Origin of the sequence: Flaviaestuariibacter amylovorans, assembly GCF_039541815.1 — a bacterium.
GTDB lineage: Bacteria > Bacteroidota > Bacteroidia > Chitinophagales > Chitinophagaceae > Flavisolibacter > Flavisolibacter amylovorans.
Genome location: NZ_BAABGY010000008.1, coordinates 352,453 through 373,765, shown reverse-complemented (window position 1 = coordinate 373,765; position 21,313 = coordinate 352,453). Strand labels below are relative to the sequence as shown.

The 21,313-nt window shown below is 64.7% G+C and carries 5 protein-coding genes; all 5 read right to left on the bottom strand.

What is annotated here, in order from left to right; genetic code table 11:
* Positions 1–14 precede the first annotated feature (14 nt).
* The 5 genes from ABD937_RS15045 to ABD937_RS15025 all read right to left on the bottom strand — a co-directional run bounded on the left by ABD937_RS15045 (position 15) and on the right by ABD937_RS15025 (position 21,238).
* Complete coding sequence (locus tag ABD937_RS15045) at positions 15–1,256, bottom strand: ABC transporter permease (RefSeq protein ID WP_345256580.1); 1,242 nt, start codon at positions 1,254–1,256, stop codon at positions 15–17.
* A complete protein-coding gene (locus tag ABD937_RS15040; protein WP_345256579.1) occupies positions 1,249–1,941 on the bottom strand; it encodes an ABC transporter ATP-binding protein in 693 nt (230 codons plus the stop codon). The genes ABD937_RS15045 and ABD937_RS15040 overlap by 8 nt, the downstream gene beginning before the upstream one ends.
* A gap of 21 nt (positions 1,942–1,962) precedes the next feature.
* Entirely contained in the window at positions 1,963–3,417 is a 1,455-nt protein-coding gene (locus ABD937_RS15035) for a TolC family protein (protein WP_345256578.1), read from the bottom strand.
* A gap of 4 nt (positions 3,418–3,421) precedes the next feature.
* Positions 3,422–4,669, bottom strand: a complete 1,248-nt coding sequence (locus ABD937_RS15030; RefSeq protein WP_345256577.1) for an efflux RND transporter periplasmic adaptor subunit — start codon at positions 4,667–4,669, stop codon at positions 3,422–3,424.
* A 288-nt stretch (positions 4,670–4,957) separates the two neighbouring features.
* Complete coding sequence (locus ABD937_RS15025) at positions 4,958–21,238, bottom strand: glycine-rich protein (protein ID WP_345256576.1); 16,281 nt, start codon at positions 21,236–21,238, stop codon at positions 4,958–4,960.
* Positions 21,239–21,313 lie beyond the last annotated feature (75 nt).

Here is a 21,313-nt window from a genome sequence, read left to right as displayed (position 1 = left end):
TTGTACGGGAAAGATTAACGGTCCTTGAGCGCCTGCACCACCTGCAACCTTGACATCCGCCAGGCCGGGTACACACCCGAAAGGAGTCCGAACACGACGCAGGCGATGAGGCTGAAGCCGAGTACCGTACCGTTGATCGTGAGGTGAATGTTGTTGATGAGACCGGCCCCGTTGATCACCTGGATGGCGACGAACGAAACCAGAATGCCGATGCAGCAGCCGAGAAAGGTGAGGATCAGGTTCTCGACGATGAACTGCCCTACGAGCGTGTGGCCCGAGGCACCGAAGGCCTTTCGGACGCCGATCTCGGAGGAGCGCTCCATGATGCGGCTGATGTTGATGTTGACCAGGTTGAGCGCCGGGAGCAGCATGAACAGCAGGAGGATGAGCGCCCCGGCCATCATGGCCCGCCCTACTCCGCCGTCGTCGGTATCGCCGAAGGGAGAGTTGCGCAGGAAGCTCGAAAGGTAGGGATCCGCATTGCTCTTGAACACATCGAAGCCCTTGGCCTCCGGCTTCACGCGCGCCACCACGGCCGCGTATTCGGCCTGCATGGCAGGCAGGTCGGCCTCCGAGCGCCCGAGCAGCACCGCCGTATAATTACCCATTAGCGTCGGCTGCCGGTAGTCGGCCTTCGACACGGTATAGGGCACGTACATGTCGGCATGGGCAATGGGCATCGTCACCGGCACGCTCTTCACCACGCCGCTCACGCGGTAGGCCTGGTTGTCTACCTCGATGGTCTGGCCTGCTACGCTTGCCGCATTGCCGAAATAGTCGCGCTTCGTGTCTTCCGAAATAACGGCTACCCGCTCCCCGTTGGCCACCTGCTGCTCCGTGAAAGGCTTGCCCTCGATGAAATCGAACTGCATCACTTCCCAGAACGGCGCGTTGGTGTATTTCAGGTTGACGGCCAGCTTGCGGCCGTTGCGGTAGGCGTTGGTGGGGTTGAAAAAAGAGCTGATGGCCACCTTCTCCGGCGTCTTCAGCGTGCTTACGTATTTATCCAGGTAATAGAACGACGCCGGCGAGTTCCACTGCCCCTGGTCTTTCGTGTTCTCCTGCTTCAGCAGCGTGATGTACAGCGACCGGTCGCGGTGCACCTCCGGGTAGTTGGCGCTCACGGTATTGTCGACGAAGGCGGCCAGCACGGTTACGATGGTGAGCGTGAAGGCGATGCCGAACAGCGAGATGAACGTAAAGAACTTCCGGCGCCGAAGCACGGCGATCGCGGTCTTGAAGTAATTCTTAAGCATATGCGTTCTTTAAGTAGTGATCGTTGACCTGCGCGCCGTCGAAGAGGCGCACGAGGCGGTGGGTCTTCCGGGCCATGAGCTCGTCGTGCGTCACCATCACGATGGTGGCGCCGTCCTGCTCGTTGAGCTGCAGCAGGAGGTCCATGATCTCGTTGCCCATGGCGGAGTCGAGGTTACCGGTAGGCTCGTCGGCGAGCACGATCGCGGGCTGGCCCACGATGGCGCGGGCAATGGCCACGCGCTGCTTCTGACCGCCGGAGAGCTGCGACGGGAAGTGCTTCATGCGGTTGCCGAGGCCCACCTTGGCAAGGGCCTCCTTCGACAGCTCCGCGCGCTCCCTGGCCGACACGTTGCGGTACAGAAGCGGCAGCTCCACGTTGTCGAGCACGCGCAGATCGTTAATCAGGTGAAAGCTCTGGAAGATAAACCCAAGCTGCTGGTTGCGGAAGCGCGCGAGCTGCTTGTCCGAGAGCTGCGTCGTTTGCTGCCCGCCGATCAGCACCTCGCCGCGGGTAGGCGTGTCGAGCAGGCCGATGATGTTGAGCAGCGTACTCTTGCCGCAGCCCGAGGGCCCCATGATGGAGAGGAATTCCCCCTTGGCGACGTTCAGGTCGATGCCGTTGAGGGCCGTGGTTTCGATCGTATCGGTGCGGTAGGTCTTTTCGACCGCTTTTAACTGGATCATATTCGGGGTTGTTGATTGAATTTAGGGATAAGTGATCTTCTGCTGCCGCTCGAAATCGTAGAGCGAGAGGTAGCGGAGCCGGTAGAAGGCCTTCCAGTAGTCGCGCAGCACGAAGATGTAATCACGCTTTGCCTGGTCCTTCTCCTGGAAGGCGATGCTGAGGTCGGTGATGCTCAGTTTGCCGAGCACGTAGCGGTCGCGCGCGATCCCGTATTTCTCCGTAGCAATGGAGTCGGCGCGGCGGGTGAGATCGAGTTGAGCCTTCATCATATCGAAGAGCGTCACCTCGGTTACGATCTCCTGCATGAAGTTCTGGCGGTCCTGGCGTACGGCGTATTCCACGAACTTCTGGTTGGCGGCCGCCGTGCGCGCGCGCGACCTGGAGCGCCCCCAGTCGAGGATCGGGATGTCGAACTCGAGCTGTACCACCTGCTGGTCTTTCGGCGCCTGGTACATCTTGCCGAAGCCGGTGGAGCTGTTGGTGAAGCCGGCGCGCGCCGTAAGTGTGGCATTGATGCCGTTCTCCGCCTTTGCCTTCACGACGTCGCGCTTCGCCTCGAGCTCGCGGCGCAGGAAGGCGATGGCGTCGGAACGGTTGGCATTGGCCTCGCTCAGCACCTTGCCGGCTTCGATGCGGATGTTGCGCACGTCATCGGGCACCAGGAGCTGAAGGCGCTCGTCGCCCGCCAGGCCGGTGTAGGCTTTGAGGTTCAGGTTGGCGATCTCGATGTCGCGGCGCGCGGTGGCCACCGCCTTCAGCGCCTTGAGCTCTTCGAGCTGCAGCTGCAGGATCTCGTTGTGCGCGATCTTGCCCATGTCGTATTTCTCGTTGGCGATCCGCAGGATGTTCTGCGTGTTCGACAGGTTGGCGTCGGCGATCTGCAGGTTCACCTGCGCCAGCAACTGCTCGAAGAAATAGCCCGCGGCCACGAGCGCCACTTCTTCCATCGACTCGATGTACTGCTGCTTGCTCTCCTGGTACTTGAGCGGCTCGATCTTGTTGTTCCACTTCAGCGCGTTGAAGCGGAAGAGGGGCTGCTCGTAGCCGATGCCGTAGGGCACGCCGCTGTAGAGTGTATTATTACGGTCGAAGTCGTCGAAGCGCTGGATCTGCGAGGTGCCGAACACGGTGCCGCCCGTGGCCGCGATGCGCTGGCTGAACGAAAGGCTCATCGACGAGTTGTTGTTGTGCACCGACAGGAAGTCGATGGTGCCGTTGGGCTGCACCACGGGGATGAAGGATTTGGTATAGGCCGGCAGCGTGCCCTGCAGTGCAAGCTGGGGCGCGTAGTTGGAGCGGTGCGTGCGCCACTCCCAGTAGCGGGTTTCCCTGATGGTGCTGGCCTGCAGGGCGGCGAGCGAGCGTTCCTTCGCCATCGACACCACGTCGGTCAGCGAAAGACGTACCGTATCGGGTGCCTGCGCACACACTGCCAGAGCGATCACCAGCAAAGGGAGTAAAAGCAATTTTTTCATGCGCTTAGTTTTTGATGGTGATCTCGTTCACGTTCTTATACCCGCTCATGTCGGAGGTGATGATGGTCTCCCCTGCCCGGACGCCGCTGCGCAGCTCCACGTAGTCGAAGTTGCTGAGGCCGATCCCGACGCTGCGGCGTACCGCCTTGCCGTTCTGCAGCACGAACACATCCTGCTGGCTGCCGCCCCTGAAGGCCGGCCCGTTGGCCACCTTGAGCACGCCGGCACGCTTGTCGGTAACGAGGTGCACGTCCACCTTCATGTTGGGCCGGTAGAGCGGATCCTTGCGCTCGTTCAGCTGCACCTCGAAAGCGATGACGCCGTTCTGCACCGAAGGGTTGATGTTGGTGACGGTGCCGCGGAAGCTTTTCTCGTTGATCATGACGATGGCCGACATGCCGTTGTGCAGCTGGCCCAGGTAATTGTCGGAGATGCTGCCGGCCACCTTGAAGCTCTCGAGGTCGGCGATGCGCACGAGCGCCTCGCCGGGCTGCACGGAGGCGCCGATGTTCTTGTTGACCCAGGTGATGACGCCCGGGCGGGTGGCCACCACGCGTGCGAGCTGCAGCTTGCGCTCGAGCTCGCGGAGGTCGCCTTCCTGTGCGGCCGCCGACAGCTCCGACTCGCGGATCTCCATCTGCATCGTTTGCTGCCTGCTGCGCACGTCGTTCTCGAGCTGCTTCTTTTCGAGACCGGCCACTTTCAATTCAAGTTCGGCCTTCTCCACATCCTCGCGGGTACCGCCCCCTGCCTTGAGAAGGCGGCGGGCGTCTTCCACAGCGGCCTGCAGGTGGCTGATGCGCAGGCCCTTGATATCGTTGTTGGAGCGCACGTCGTAAAAGCTCTTTTCGAGCTCGAGGCGCAGCTTCTGGATGCTGTTGCGTTTGGAGGCGAGCGCGAGCTGCAGCTTGCCGTACTCGGCCTGCGCGGCGGCCTTGTCGAGCTCGAGTACCGCCTGCCCGGGCTGCACGGCGGTGCCCGCGTCGAGCAGTACCTGCCGGATGGAGGCGGGGATGGCGCTCGTGATCACCTGCTCGAACTCCGGGAGCATCTGTCCGGAAGCGGTGAGGGTGTTCTCGATGTCGCCGCTTTCGACAACGGCTGTCGTGATCTTGTTGCGCGAAAGGGAGCTGTCGAGCGCGAACCGCAGCGAGGCGGCAGCGGCAACGAGCACCCCTGCAATGAGTGCGGCATAGAGCCAGCGCTTCTTCTTTCTACGGCCGATGACTTCGGGAGCAATTAGTTTATCCATGGTGGTTGCGTTCAGCCCTATACCTTCCAAGGCGGATGCCAAACACAACATGCTGTATTACAACTGGTTATCCATTCTCGATTCGTGAAAAACGTCCGATATCGGACAAATTGTTCGGGAGCGGAACGGCCCGGATACCGGCAACGGGATCGTGGTGCACCAGTGCTGGCTCACGAAACCGGCTTGGTAACGCCGCGGCCAGGTTGTGCCCGCAAAGGCGGCGTCCCGTATTAATACGGACACAGAAAAGCCCCCGCCTGAGGCGGGGGCTTTTTATGGCATGGGGCATCAGAGCTTGACCACTTTGCGCTGTACCTGCTCGCCCGTACGCCTGTCGGTGAGCTGCAGCAGGTAGGTACCGGCCGGCAACCCGGTGAGGTCGAACGTGTGGCGGGTACCGGTGAACGACGCCGGCCGCAACACTTCCTGACCGTTTGGATCCAGTATGCGCACCGTGTACGTACCCGATGCCGTACCGGTATATACCGTGAGCAGGCGCTGCGTTGGGTTGGGTCCCACAACGGCCGTGGAAAGACTACCCTCCTCCTCCTTCGGCGTGGCGACCGCTTTTTTATCGGGCGCCCTCCGGGCTACGCACTGGTTCACGATATAGGTGAAGGTTACCGGTGCGCTTGCACATTTGTTGGCGGTGCCGGTCACGGTCACCAGCGACGAAAGCGTACCCCCACTCGCATTCTGGGTCACGAAGGCCGGGATGGAGCTGCCGGTGCCCGAGGTAGCCGTCAGGCCGATGGCAGCCGGGGTGCGGCTCCAGCTATACGTGACCCCGTTGGAGAGGTTCGCCGTGAAGCCTACGCCTGCCGCCGGCGCTCCGCTGCAATGCACCTGGTCAGCGATCGCAGCCAGTACCACTTTCGGCTGCACATAGATGCGGAAGGTGACCGGCTTCCCGGCCGGGCATCCATTGCCGAGCGGCGTCACGGTAATGGCGGCCGTCACCGTAGCGGTGCCGTTGTTTACCGCGGTGAAGGCCGGCAGCCCGATGCCGGTACCTGTAGCCGCAAGCCCGATCGAGGGTCCGGAATAGGTCCAGGAATATGCCGAAGCCGTACCGCTGAAGGGGATTGCCGGCACTGCCGCCCCGGCGCAGTAGGTCTTGTTGCCAATTGCGCTCACGGTAGCCAGGGGCTTCACGGTGATCAGCGTGGTGGCGGCTCCGCCGCAGCCGTTCGGACCGGAAGTATAAGTTACCGTATACGTACCGGGTGCCGAATGCGCGAGGTTCACCGCACCGGAGGCCGTATCGATCAGGAGGCCGGAGGGCGTGGCGCTGAACGTGCCGCCGGCGGCGCCGCCGCGCTGTACGTATGCCCAGCCCGAAGCACAATAGGGCGAGCCGGGGTAAGCGATACTGCCCGCTCCCGGCGTGGCCGTGATGCTGTAGGAGCGCGGAGTACCACTGCAGCCGTTCGCCTTGGGTGTTACGGTGATGGTCGCCACCCGGTTGCTGCCGCTGTTGTTGATCGCAGTGAACGAAGGCACGTCGCCCGTGCCGGAGGCAGCGAGGCCGATGGCCGGGTTCGAGTTCGTCCACGCATACGTAGCACCGGCAACCGCGCTGGTGAAGGACACCGCGCTGATCACGGCGCCGGCACATACGGTGCTGTTGGCAGGGACGGTCACCTGCGGTAGCGGCTTTACCGTGATGCGGAAGACCGTGGACTTACCGGGGCAGGTAAGGCCGCTGCCGGAGTAGCTGGGCCGGATGGTGATCACCGCCGTTACGGAAGCCGTCGACGCGTTGGCGGCAACGAAGGCCGGTAGGTCGCCCGTGCCCTGGGCGGGGAGGCCGATCGAAGGCTCCGAGTTCGTCCAGCTGTAGGCGTAGTTCGGGTTCATCTCCAGGGGAGTCATCCCGGTGCCTGCGCACACTACCCTGTTCGCCTGCGCCGGAACCGTGGCGGCAGGCAGCACCGTAATGGTGAAGCTGCGGCCCGCGCAGCCGGCGCTCGTAACGGTAATGGTGGCTACGATCGGGCTGGTGGTGGTATTGACTGCGATGAACGCAGGCAGGCTGCCGGTGCCCGAGGCAGCCAGGCCGATGGAAGGCTCCGTATTGGTCCAGCTATACACAGCGCCGGCGCCGCAGCCGCTGAACGACACCGCAGCCGTGCGCGCACCGCTGCAGAGCGTCTGGCTGGCCGGCTGGCTCATACCGCTGTTGATGGCCACCGTGGTGGAAACCGACTCCCGCACGCAGCCCCGGGCCGCAGGGAGCAGGTAGCTCACCGTATAAATACCGGATGCCGAGGCGTTCAGGTTGATGGTTCCGCTCAGCGAATCGAGCGCGAGACCGGCCGAAGAGCGGTACACGCCGGTAGTATCGCCGGTGCGGGTCACGGGTGCAAGCCCGCCGCCTAAGCTATACGGGCTGCCGGTATAGGCAATGGAGGCGGAACGCAGAGCGGGCGTAAGCAGCAGCGTACCATAAGAACCACTCGTAGCGTCGAGTCCGCGGAATTCGACGCTGTCCTGCGGACCAAGCACGCCTTCCCATACGATGGCAGCACTACCGCCGATGCCGGCCTCCTGGAACACCCGCACGCCGTTGATCCAGAGCTCGGTATCATCGTCGTGATCCGGGATCGAGAGGCGGTAGTAGCCGCAGGGGAACCCGGTGCGCTTAGCGCTCCAGCTATGCTGGTCATCCGCGACGGGACAGCCCGCGTACCCGGTTGCCGACGAGGGCGAGACCGCAGGATCCCAGAAGTCGATGCTGTTGAAGCCGAGTGTTGCCGCACTGAAATAACCGGCGTAGCCGGCCGACCATGCAGCGCCTGGCAGTCCACCCGAATTCCATGCATACACCCTCCAGGCGCCGGCGCCGAAGACGCCTGGCGATCCGGCTGTTGCCGATACCTGCAGCGGCCAGCTGGCGCTGACGGTGTTGCCGCAGGCGTCGGTGGCGGTATAGGTAACCTGGTAGGTGCCCGCTGCCGACGTGCCCGTTGTTACCGCGCCCGTAGCCGGGTTGAGCGAAAGGCCTGCGGGGAGGGCGCTGAACACCCCGCCCGCCGGTGTGGCGGACGTGGGCATCAGCGGCCCGCTGTTACTGCAGGCATTGCCGGTGGCATAAGCCAGCGAAGCAGCAGGCGCAAGCCCGATGAAGTTGATTATTGCCCTCGACCCGTACCAGTTGCTGCGCACCCGTAATTCTACGATGTCCGAGCCCGACAGGTATCCCTCCCAGGCGACGCGGCCCGGGTTGTTGAGCGTATACCGCGCGCCGTACCAGACCGGCGCGCCATTGATCCATAGCTGCGCGGTCGCGTCGTTGAGCGGTATGCGGATCGAATAGCGGCCGCAGGGGAAGCCCTGGCGCCTGGCGATCCAGGAGTGTTGCTCATCGCTGACAGGGCAGCCCTGGTAGCCGGGAGCAGCGCTCGGGTTGTACGTGTACCAGTGCTCCTCGGTATCGAAATCCAGGGGGGCTATGGTGTTATAGCCGGCATAGTTCGTGTTCCAGGAGCGCGTCGTATCGGTCATCTCCCCATCGCCCCAGGTATATACGTTCCAGACGCCCGCTCCGTGCACCGACGGGTCGCCGGCCGTTGCGGTCAGCGCCAGGGTTGTTGTGGATACGAAAGCGGCCCCGCCGCAGACGTCGGCCATCGTATGCGTGATCGTGTAGTTGCCGGCAGCGCTCGCACCGGCGTTGACAAGCCCGGTGACGGCGTCGATCGCGAGCCCGGCGGGGCTCGCGGTGAAGGTGCCGGTGAGGCCGCCGTGCAGCGGGCTCATGAGGCCGATACCGGTACACGCGGAAGTGCTGCTGTAGGCCAGCACCGGCTGCGCGGGCGTCAGGGTGAAGGCCCCGTTGGCGCCCCCGTTGCCTTGCGTCACGCGGAACTCGATGCTGTCGGTGGCGCCGAGGAAGCCCTGCCAGGCCGTGTTGTGCGCGTCGCAGCATGCGTTGTGCTCCCACACTTTCACGCCATTGACGAAGAGCTGGCCGGCGTCGTCGTGGTTCTGGATATCGAGCCGGTAGAAGCCGCAGGGGAAGCCGGTGCGCTTGGCGCTCCAGGAGTGGTTGCCGGCTCCTACCGGGCAACCCTGGTAGCCCGTTGCGGTGGAGAGTGGCGCCCCGTCGCTCCATTGATTCGTTGTATTGAAATGAAGTCCTGAAGCGACATAGTACCCCGAGTAATTCGTGGTCCATGCCGGGCCGCTCAGCGTACCGTCGCCGCTGTTGTAGACATACACGTTCCAGGCACCGTTGCCGAATACCGACGGATCCCCGGCTGCATTGGCGACCTGCATCGGCCAGGTGGCGGAAAGTACGGCGCCGCAGGGATCGGTGACGGTGTACGTGATCAGGTAAGTTCCCGGCGCCGAGGCGCCGAGGTCGATGACCCCGGTGTTGCCGTTCAGCACGAGGCCTGCGCCATCGGCGCTGAAGGTTCCACCCGACGGCCCGGTAACGGACGGCTGGAGCTGGCCGCCCGTGCGGCAGCCGGCTTGCGTGGGATAAGAAAGCGACACCTGCGTCGCCACCAGCGTAAAGCGCATCACCGCATGGGAGCCGTAGTTGCTCCGTACCCGTAATTCTACGATGTCGGTGGTGGATAGGTACCCTGTCCACACCGAATTCAGGCGCCGGAATGCTTCGGGAAGGTACCGCTGCCGAGCACCGTTGACCCAGAGTTCCGCGCTGCCCGCGTTCGTCGGCACTGTGATCGAGTAGCGGCCACAGGGGAAGCCTTGGCGCCTGGCGATCCAAGAGTGTTCTTCGTCGGTGGCGTTGCAGCCCTGGTAGCCGGGAGCGGCAACCGGTGTGTAGGCGCCCCAGAGCTGCGCGGTATTGAAGTCGAGTGTGCTGATGACGGAATAGCCCACGTAGTTGGTGTTCCAGGAACGGGTGCTGTCGCCGTCCTCGCCATCGGCCCACGTATACACGTTCCAGACGCCGGCGCCCGGCACCGACGGGTCACCCACCACGGCAAGGACAGTGAGTGCCGTATTGGCCCGCAGCGTGTCGCCGCAGGGGCTTAGCCAGGAGTAGACGATGGTGTACGTACCCGGCGTAGTGGCGGCTGCGTCCACCACCCCGGTGCTGCTGTTCAGCGCGATGCCGAGCGGGGTAGCCGTGAAGCTGCCATCGGTGCTGCTGACCGCAGGCGCCAGCAGCCCTTCGTTGGAGCAGAAGGATGTTTTTGCATAGGCCACCGAGGGCACGGATGCCGCGAAGCTGAGGGCGCCGTGCGCGCCGCCCGTTCCCTGGGTCACGCGGAACTCCACGCGGTCCGAAGGGCCCAGCGGTCCGCGCCAGGCGTCGGCGTGCGTATCACAGCAGGTGCCGTGCTCCCATACTTTCACGCCGTTGATCCAGAGCTGGGCGGCATCGTCGTGGCTGTTGATGCTGATGCTGTAATAGCCGCAGGAGAAGCCCTGTCGTTTGGCGCTCCACGAGTGGTTGTTGCTTCCGACGGCGCAGCCCTGGTAGCCCGGTGCGTTCGACGGCGCGGTGCCATCGGCCCACTGGTCGGTGGTATTGAAGTTGAGCCCGGCAGCGACATAGTAACCGGAATACTGGGTGGTCCATGCAGTGGTGTTCAGGGAGCCGTCGCCGCTGTTGTAGACGTACACGTTCCAGGCGCCATCGCCGAACCCGGAAGGATCACCGGCGGCATTTTGGATGAAGAGCGTCGTTGAATCCACCAGGGAGGTACCGCAAGGCCCGGCCCAGGTGTAGCGCACCGTGTAGGTGCCCGGTACGCTCAGCGAGGGGGTCACCGTGCCGGTGGCGGTGTCGATCGACAGGCCTGCGGGCGCAGCGCTGAAGGTGCCGCCAGGAGTGCCCACCGTGGCTGCCAGGGCGGGTGCGTTACGGCAAACGGCCGCCGCCGGGTAGGCCGGGTCCAGCACCGGGTCTATCGGTACGATGGCCAGCTGGCCACCGGCCCCGGCACTGCCTTGCGTCACCCGGAACTCGATGCGATCGCCCGCGCCGAGCGTCCCGGTCCAGGCGCCAAAGTGCGCGTCGCAGCAGTTGTTGTGGTCCCACACTTTCACGCCGTTGATCCACAGCTCGCCGGCATCCTCGTGGCGCAGCACGTCGATCCGGTAGCGGCCGCAGGGGAAGCCTTCGCGCTTCGCGCTCCACGAGTGATTATTGCTACCCACCGCGCAGCCGAGATACCCCGGCGCCCCGGAGGGCGCGGTTCCGCTGGCCCACTGATCCGACGTATTGAAGTCGAGCCCCGACGCCGTATAATACCCGCTGTAGTTGCCGTTCCAGGAAACATTGTTGATCCTGCCGGTGCCGGCGTTCCATACGTAGACGTTCCAGGCGCCGCTTCCGTATACGGAGGGATCGCCCGCGGTTGCGGTCACCGTTACCGGTGCCGTCGTGGTAAGCACGCCGCCGCAATGGTTCGGAACGGTATAGGTGACAGTATAGGAGCCCGCCGCACTCGATGAAGGCTCCACCAGGCCCGTGGCCGTATCCAGCGACAGGCCGGCCGGCGACGCGCTGAAGACGCCGCCCGGGCGATTCACCGAAGCGTTCAGGGATCCCGCGTTGATACAAGCCGTCGTAGCGGGATAAGTAAGTGTGACGGTATCGGGGAGCAGAACCACCGCCAGGGATCCGAAGCCGCCGGAGGTTCCCTGCGTCACCCGGAACTCGACGCTGTCGGTAGCATCCAGGTAGCCGGTCCATACGTTGCCGTGCTGGTCGCAGCACTGGTCGTGCCACCAGATCTTCTGTCCGTTGATCCAGAGCTCCGCGGCGTCGTCGTGCCCGGTCACATCCAGCCGGTAGAGCCCGCAGGGGAAGCCTTTTCGCTTGGCGCTCCACGAATGGTTCGTAGTGCCGACGGCACATCCCTGGTAGCCGGGCGCACCGGAGGGCGCCGCGCCATTGGCCCACCCGTCGGTGGAGTTGAAGCCGAGTCCGCTAGCCGTGTAGTAGCCCGAATAATTCGTGGTCCAGGCGCCTGCGCCGGGAAGGGCGCCGCCGGCATTCCAGACGTAGACGTTCCAGGCCCCGTCGCCATATTGCAGGGGATCGCCGGATACCGCATTTATACGGAAAGGCACCTGCGTCCGCAGGGTATCGTTGCAGTAGGTCACCCGGTGATAGGTGATCACATAGCTGCCTGCCGTACTCGACGCCACGTCCACAAGGCCGCTGGCGCTATCCACCACCAGGCCCGAAGGGCTCGCCGTGAACCAGCCGCCGCTGTTGCTGACGACGGGCGCAGGAACGGTCTCGCCGGTACAAACGGTGGTCTTGCTGTATACGACGCTGTTGGTGGTGGTCAGGTTGGTAAAGCGCAGCGATCCCTCGGCGCCGCCGCCGCCCTGCGTTACCCGGAATTCTACGGAATCGCTGCCGCCGAGCGGGCCTTCCCAGATATCGTTATGGATATCGCAGCACACGCTGTGCTCCCATACCTTCACCCCGTTGATCCAGAGCTCCGCGGCGTCGTCGTGGCTCGTTACCGAAAGCTTGTAGTTCCCGCAGGGGAAGCCGGTACGCTTGGCGCTCCAGGAGTGATTGGCAACGCCTACGGCGCATCCCTGGTACCCGGGGGCACCCGATGGCGCCGTTCCGTTGGCCCATTGCGCCGTGCTGTTGAAATCGACGGTGCTTACCGTATACGCGCCTGCGAAATTGGCGTTCCAGGTATTCGCGTTGATCGTCGCGCCGCCGCTGTTCCAGACGAAGACGTTCCAGCTGTTGATGCCGAATACCGACGGGCCCACCGGCGGCAGCGATACCTGCAGCGTCGCGGTCGCGCGCAGGCTGTCGCCGCAGGTGCCGGCCCGTACATAGGTGATCACGTAACTGCCATTGACACTCGCGCCTGCGTCGATGATACCGGTAAGCGGATCGATCGCGAGCCCGGCCGGGGCGGCATGGAAGCGGCCACCCGTAAGACTAACGGCAGGCTGGAGGGTCGATGTGGCGTTGCACAGCGAGGTAACCGGATACGAGAGCGTTACGGTGCTGTTGATGACCGTGAACTGCAGCGCGCCGTGCGCACCGCCGATGCCTTGTGTGACCCGGAATTCGACGGAATCCGTGGAACCGAGTCGTCCTTCCCAGACGTTGTTGTGCGCGTCGCAGCAGGCGTTGTGCTCCCACACTTTTACGCCGTTGATCCAGAGCTGACCGGCATCGTCGTGGCTCGCTACCGAGATGCGGTAGTCGGCGCAGGGGAAGCCCTGGCGTTTGGCGCTCCACGAATGGTTGGTGCTGCCTACCGGGCAGCCCTGGTAGCCGACCGCACCCGAGGGCGCCGTACCGCTTCCCCAATGCGTGGTCGTGTTGAAGTTGAGGTCGCCGGAGGTATAGTACCCGGAGTACCGGTCGTTCCAGGACCGGTTGCCGATAGTGTCGGTGCCGTTGTTCCAGACATATACATGCCACGTGCCGTTGCCGAAAACCGCGGGATCGCCCATCACCGAAGACCGTACTACTACGGACCTTGCCTGCGAGAGGCTGCAGCCCGGCCGGGATCCGGTGACGGAATAGGTTCGGAGATGACCAGTTGGCGGCGCCGCCACCAGCAGGCGGCTGCGCGCCAGATAGTAGTTGAGGGCGCCGGCCTCCAGGTCCACCAGGGCTGCTTCGGGAAGCACCGAGGCAAAAACAACCAGCTCGAGGATCTCGCAGTCGGAGTACTCTCCGCCCGGGTATCCGTTCAGCTGCAGGCCATCGGGCCCGGCCGTTCCGGCGCTGTTGGAAGCGATGAGTGTTCCGTTCTCATAGAAAGCGGCGACCGTACCGCTCGAAGTGCCGGTGTATACCTGCAGGTCGTTGTTTGCCGCCGTATTGCCCGCATGCACCCAACCTTCGAAAAAAGCTCTTCGCCGCTGACCGAGATGCCAACCGAGCAGCCAGTTGTTGCGGTACGCGGAGAGCACGCGTCCGCGGCTCCCGCCCGTCTGGCGGGCGGTGTAGCTGATCGTAAACGGCGCCGGAAAGGTAGCGTCGAGCCGCATCTGCTGGCTCGTAGTGAAGCGCAGCGCCGGCAGGTTGTTGACCGCACTGCGCAGGATGAACTGCGGCTGCGCGCCCGGGCTTGCCTGGGTAATGTGGCGGCTGTTTCCCGATTGGTCGAAAAGGGTGACGCAGAAGGCGCTGCCGCCACCGAGCCAGGTACGGACGGCGGCCGTATCGAGGTCGCGGCCAAGCGCGTAAAAATCCTGCTCGTTGCCGTCGGATGCACGCCGCAGGCGCAGCAGCGGTCCCGTATAAGTACTGTTCAGCAAGCGCAGGCCTGCCGCCAGGCGTGCCGACGCGGGCGCCGCATCGGCAGGGAGCGTCAACGGTCCCCAGCTGATCGCCGGGAAACCGCTTGCGGTCACGAAACCACGGGTGCCGGGGCACAACGAGGTGTCGCCACCGATCTGCAGCAAGGAGTCGGGGTATTCAGATACCGTGAACGAGCGCTCGAGCGGTCCGCAGGGCGCACCGATCTGTGCATAGTAGGTACCTGCAGCGGCTCCCGGAAGGGAGTGGCCGCTGCCAACGACGGTTCCCTGGCCGCCGGGCTGGGTGAACCAGTTTACCGGAGCACCTGCGGGCAAGCCCGCCACTTGCAGCGTGGCGCTGCCTCCCTTGCACACCGAGTCGGCCCCGGATATTACGTAGGTGCGCGGCAGCACAGTCACGGAAGTGGAGCAGGAGCGGGTGCCGCCATCGAGATCATATGCCGTGAAGGTGACGGAAGTGGAGCCAACCGGGAACAGCGATCCGCTGGAAGGGCCGCCGGTCTGCAGCACGGGCAGCGTGCGGCAGTTGCTCACGGGGGGTGGAGCGAACGTAACGTGCGCACCGCAGACATCCACCTCCTGCGGGGCTTCAATCGACGCCGGGCAGGTAAGCGAAAGAGTGGTGGTGTCGCGGGGCAGCACGCGGAAGCTGCAGGTAGCGGCGTAACCGGTGCTGTCGCGCACGGTGAACTGTACGGTCAGCGTATCCATGCCGGTAAGCACCGTTCCGGCGGCCGGCGTTTGGGTTACCTGCAGGGAGCCGGCCGGGGAGCAATTGTCGGTTGCCACCAGGAGCGACCGGTAATCCGGCAGCGTGGCCGTACACGTGCTGCTGCGCACCAGCGGCTGGTCGGCGGGGCATTGCAGTACCGGCGGGCGCCCGTCGTGGTAGATCTTTTTAGTGGCCGTGCTTACGCAGCCGTTGGCACCGGTGCCCGTGACCAGGTAGCTACTGTAGGGTGCGAGCGGGGTTGCAGTGAAGGTGGCCGCGAAAGCCGCAGGCAGGATAGCGTAGTACTCGGCCAGGTTGCGCTCGAGCGCTGCCCGATCTGCATCCGGAAGCGAGGTATTGAACAGCAGGATGTCGCCGAATTCGGCGTCGGAAAGCTCGTTGGGACCGCCCAGCCAGCCGTTGACCTGGAGACCGCTGATGCCGCTGTGGCCTTGGTTGTTGGCATAAAGCTGCGTGCCGTTCGCGAACACACGCGTGGCGCCGTTTATGCGGGTAGCAGAATACACCACCGGTGCATTGCCGGCCGGGATCCCGCCGCTCGGCGATACCCACCCGTCGAAATGGGCCATGTCTTTGCTGCCGCCATGCCAGCCCAGGAGCCAGTTGTTGCTCACGGAGGAAAGCATGCGTCCCCGCGCAGGTCCGTTCTGGCGGGCTGCATACAGCGCGGTGTAGGGAACGGCTACCGAAACGGGGCTCGTGAGGAAGCGGGCGGGGTTGGCGCTCACCTGGAGCACCGGTCGCCCGCCGATCCCGTTGAGGAGCAGTAGCGGCTGGCGGGACGGGTCGGGCTGCACCAGGTGGTTGCCGCGGCCCGACTGATCGTACAGCTTCACGCAATAACCCTGTTCCGCACCGAGAAAGGCGATGATGGCTACCTTATCCAGCTCGATGCCGCTGAATCCGAAATCCGCGGTAGCCCCGTCGGAGGCCCGGCGCAGCTGCAGTGCAGGTCCGGCATAGTCCGGATTGAGCTTCCGTAAACCCGCTGCGAGTTGTGCGCTGGCGGGGAAGGCAGGCGCCGCTGTCCACGAATAGCTGACCCCGCCCGAGGCGGTGAGTTGCGCTGTGGTACAGGTGGTATCGGTATCGGAGCTGACGGTGATCTGCGGTAACGGCTTAACGGTTACCGTAACGGGGGTGCGGCCGGCATCGGCACAATCCAGCGCGTAGGAAAGGATGATCATCCCCGGGCCTTCGTTGAACCCTTTCGTATGCACTACGTTCTGGCAAAGCGCCGGGTTGCTGTAGGAAGAGCCGCCGCCGCCGCCCGACGAAGCGGTGCCGCCACCGCCGTACCAACCGCCGCCGCCGCCGCCGCCGTGGGTACCGCCGTAGCCGGTGGAGCGGCCGCCCTGGCCGAAGGCGCCGGACACGCCTACGGGAGTTCCATGAATAATGTTGTTACTGCCGCCGCTGCTTTGCGAGCCGGGGCCGGCAGCATTGCCACCGCTGCCCCAATCGCCCACGAGGTCGCCGCCGTGGCCGCCATTGGCGCTGTATGGTTGTTCGCTATAGGAGCCGCCGCCCCCGCCCGCTACCAACACCCGATGCGTCCACTCATTGCCACCGATCCGGATGTCGGAAGCGCCGCCACCGGAGCCGCCATAGATGTAGGAAGAGCCCCCGCCGTTATAGCCGCCGGCCATTGGCACGGAGCTGCCCTGGTAGGCCGTGCCGGGACCACCGACCTGGAGGTACAACACTTCGCCCGGGGTAACGGTGAGCGTCGCTTCTACCCGGCCGCCGTTGCCGCCGCGCCCTGGGCCTTTGCTGGCGCCCGAGGCGCCCCTGAGGTCCACGCGGATCGACGAAACCCCGGCAGGTACGGTGAAGGTTTGGGTGTTATTGGTCAGCCGGAAGGTGTCGGTCTTCGCCTGCACGGCGCTTTGCGCGTAATAAGTGGTCGTGCCTGCTGGTGCAACGAACAGGGAGCCCCCGTTCGCGGTTGTGGCCAGCAGGTTACCGCCCGTAGGGGCGTCGTACCAGGAGGTGACGGCTTGCCGGTTGGCCGCGGCCAGCTCCGTATGGCCACCGGCGCAGATCTCAGCCGGCGTGGCGGTCGCCATCGCAGCGATCACCGCTACCGTTACGCGTACGCGTGCGCCGCCGGCGCCGGCCACCCAATAGTTTGTGGTTGCTGCCAGCGAAGGGGTTACGAAGCTTGCGCCGGTGAAGAGCAGGTTGCCGCCCGTGGCAGCATCATACCAATGGAAGGGCCCGGTGCCCGAGGCAGTAAGCGTGGTGGCGCCGCCCGGGCAGACCGAAAGCGTGCCGGTGATGACCGGCACGGGCAACAGGTGCACGCGCACGCTGTCGGTGTAGGTGCATCCCGTGGCCGTGTACCGGCCCTCGACCCAATAGGTCTGCGATTCGGCGGGGGTCAGCGTCAGGCTTGCCGTTGTCACGTACACGTTGCCCCAGGCATAGGTGTCGGCGCCGCTGGCGCTCAGCGTCACCGGAGTGCCGGCCGGCGCAGTCTGGTCGGGGCCGGCGGACGTGGGCGGGAGCGGGTTCACCCGTACTTCTACGGTGGTGATGGTGTTGCAGCCGGAGCTGTCGGCGCCGGTGACGGTATAGGTGGTGGTGGCCGACGGACTCACGGATACGGATTGTCCCGTGAGGTTGCCCGGCTGCCAGGTATAGGTATCGGCGTTGCCGGCGCTCAGCGTAACGGACTGTCCCAGGCAGATGGTACCGCCGGTGGCCACCACGTCGGCCACCCACACGGTTGTCTGTGTGGTATCCTTGCACCCGCCGAGCGACCTGGTACCGATCACGGTATAGGTAGTAGTATCTGTTGGCGCCACGGTGATGGAGGCGTTGGTGCTGTTGCCCGGGCTCCAAAGGTAGCTGTCCGCGCCCGTAGCGGTGAGCGTAACGGGAGCCGCCGGGCAGGAGCGGAAGTTATCGCGCAGGACCACGTCGGGCCGTGTGCTCACGTTCACGGTGACGGGCACGCGCGAAGTGGACGCACATTGGGCGCCGGTGCTGTAGGAAATGGTCAGCGTGCCGTGGCCGAAGCGGACCCCCTGTGTATGGATCACCTCCGTTACCTGGCTGGGGTGTGTATAGGACGAGCCGCCGCCACCGCCCGCGGAGTTGGCGCCGCCGCCGCCGTACCAGCCGCCGCCGCCGCCGCCGCCCCAGGTACCGTTGCTTTGATAGAACGAGTTGCCGCCGCTGCCGAAAGCGCCCCCATTCCCAAATTGGACGTAGCCCAGGGTTCCCGGCGCTCCGCCCTCGGTTTGCGTACCCGGGCCGCCGGGGAGCCAGGAGGGCCGGTCCCGGAAGCCAGGATTCGCTACAAGCCCGCCGCCAGCGCCGCCCGGCACTCCTACCATCACGGTACCGAAGCGGAATCCCCCGCCCCCGCCGCCGGCTACCAACACCCGATCTTCAAGTTCAGTGCCGCCGGTACGGATATCGGTGCCGCCGCCGCCGGAGCCACCGGTATTGCCTGAATGGCCGCCACCGTTGAAGGTGCGCGCGCTCTCCTGCCCCTGGCTAATGTAATTGAACCCGGTACCTCCTTCGCCAACGTAGATATACAATACCTGCCCGGGCGTCACCTTGAGGGTCCCTTCGACGCGCCCACCGGCGCCCCCGTAATGCCCGCCCGAAGCGCCCTGGGCGTCTACCCGCAGCTCGGTAACCCCGTCGGGCACCGTAAAGGTCTGCGCTCCGCCGGTGTAGGCGAAACGCACGGTATCCTTCCGCAGCTCGCTTTGCGCATAATAGGTGGTCGTGACCAGGGGGGTCACAACAAAGGGAGTACCGGAGGACGAATGCCCGAGCGGCAGGCCGCCCGTCGGGCTCGCATACCAATAGACCTTTTGCCCAGAGGCGGCTTCCACCGTAGCGGAAAGCTGGCTGGCCGCTCCCTGGCAGATCACCGAGGGAGTAGCAAGAAGCCCGGAAGGCTGCGCCATGGCCGGCGTTGTGTTCACCAGTACCGGAACCGAGGCGCGCGCGCTGCTGTAGCCGCAGCGCAACTGCGCTACATAAAAGGTGGTGTTTGCGCTGAGCGCCGGCGTGTTGTAGGTAGTGGCCTGGGCAACCGCCGTACCCCCCGAAGGCGAAGTATACCATGCGAAGGCGGCGCTTTCCACACCGGTGGCGGTAAGACTCGTGCCGTTGCCGCTGCATAAAAAGCGGTTGCCCGACACCGTTGGCACCGGCAACACAGTGCTCGCGTCGACCACCATCAGCACCGCGGTATCGGAGGTAGCCGATCCACAGAGGTTGGTGACGGTGCAATAATAGGATCCGGCCTGCGCCGCCGTGATCCCGGAAAGCGTAAGGGTAGCGGAGTTGCCCCCTACCGGCGTCCCGTTGTGCCACCATTGGTAGCTGAGCGGCGCAAGCCCGGATGCTGCCACTGTATAAGTACGGCTGCCGCCCGGGCAGACGTTCCCGCTCAGCGGCTGCTGGGTGAACGTGATGGTGCTGCAGGGGATGAAGTAATAGGCTTTCTGCGCCTGCTCGGCGGTAGCCAGATCGGCGGTGCTGAGCGCGCTGTTGAACAGCACGAGCTCGGAAGTCCAGAAGCGGCCTGAGCCGCCGCCGTCGTTGCGGTTGCCGATACGAAGCGGCGCGCCTGCGTCAGCGTAGTGCTGGAGGGGACTAAAGGCCGATTGCGTACCGTTCAGCCGGGCGAGGTAGTTGGCACCTGTGATCACAAAGCTGTAGACGGAGGCGGGCTCGCTTTTCCGAATCGGCTGCGCCAGCCCCACCGAAGAGAAATAAGGTATCGAGGCGCTGCCGGCGGTAAATGCGCCCTGTGCATTGGTGAAGTCGAAGGGTGCCGGGAAGTGCGCGTTGGCTCCGCCCGCCGTCCCGGTTTTCGTCGCCAGCGAACCGGCAACGGAGCTGTCGCCCTTGGCTACGCCGGTCATGGTCACCGCAGTAGGATACAAGACCTGTGCTGCCGTGGCCAGGCTGGCCGTTCCAAAGTAAAGGGCCGGGCGCCCGTGCAGGCGCTCCACGATACCACCGCGCACGATCAGCGGTTGCAGCGCGGGGTCGCTCTGGGTGGCGCTCATGCCCCAGCCGCCCTGGTCGACCCAGGCGATGACGAAGCCGTCGGCCGCGCCCACGAAGGTCTTGAGCGCGGCGGTGTCGAGGTCGCCGGCTGCCGTGAAGCCGATGCCCTGCAAAGCGTTGTCGGTGCTCCTGCGCACGCGGATCGCGGCGCCGGCATAGCTGCTGCTCAGGCGGCGGAGCGAAAAGGCAGGCAACGCTTCCTGGGTGCCGGTAAGCCCAAGCACGTCCAGCCCATTCAGGCGGCGGAGCGCAAGCTGGTAGGTACGCGTGGCGCCGGTAAGCCCGGTCACTTCCACATCGACCCGGCTGGTCATACCTGCCGGGAGGGAGAGCGTCCAGGAGCCGCTGCCGGTAGCCGGCGTCATCCAGGCCTCGTCGTTGACCCGCACGCGGATGCTGGCGCCCCCACCCGTGGCGGTAGCAGAAAGCGTAACGGAAGACAAACCCGTACTGCCGGTATAGACACCCGAGGAGGACGACGTGAAGGCGGGTGCCAGCGTGACGTTGGATACGGAAAGGGCCGCCAGGGACGATTCTGTCGAATGGTAGCGGGTAAAGGCCGTTTCGAGCGTCGTTCGGTTCGCCGTGGACAGCGCCTCGTTGAACAGCACGATTTCGGAGGTCCAGAAATTACCGGCACTGCTCCCGTCGTTGCGGTTGCCGATCCGGAGCGCAGCGCCGTTGTCGGCAAAGTAATTCAAGGTAAGGGACCCTGCCTGCACCCCGTTGAGGTAGTGGTGGCAGGCAGCCGTGCCGTGGTTGATTACGAAGCTGTATACCGACGCGGGCACGCTGCTCCGCACGCCGGAAACCGGAGTGGAACTGTTGGTCGGCATCGATTGGTAGTCACCGGTCTGGGCCTGGCCAACCGTGAATTCGCCGCCATTGTTGGTATAATCGAAGGGAGCCGGATGTGCCGGGTTGAAGCCGGAGGCGGTGCCCGTTTTGGTGACGAGCGCGGATGGCGTGGTGCTATTGCCTTTGGCGAAGCCCACCATCGATGCGTTGTTGGTGAAGATCGTTTGCGCGGCGGTGGCCAGCGATGCGGTACCGAAGTAAAGGGCGGGGCGGCTGTTGATGCGCTCCACCACGCCGGCATCCAGGATGCGCGGCTGCAGGCTGTTGGTGGCCTGAGTGGCGTTGATGCTGCGGCCGCCCTGGTCGTACCAGGTGGTCACAAAAAGCGATTGGGCCCCGCCGAATGCTTTCAGCGAAACGGTATCAAGGTCGCCGCCCGCCGTGAACCCGACATCAAGCGTGGCGTTGTCGCTGCTGCGGCGCACACGGATGGCACTGCCGGTGTAAGACGTGCTCAGCTTCCGGAGCGAATACGCCGGTGAGGCCGGCGTGGCCGACGTGAGCCCGACGCGGTCGAGCGCATGGACCTGGGCCAGGGCGGGCATACTAGCCGTGGCCAGGAGCAGGAATACGAGCAGGATCCTCGACGGGATCGTTTTGACAAGCGCCGGCACGGCACGCGAACGGGCGGGCAAGGAAAGCGCAGTGCGGGTGAGGGATTGCGCCGGACGGGAGATCGGGGTCATAAGCGTTGGTTTACCGCTCCGGCATGCGGGCACATAAATCCGGCGGTGCGGGGGCACCGGTCCGTTCTGTGTCAG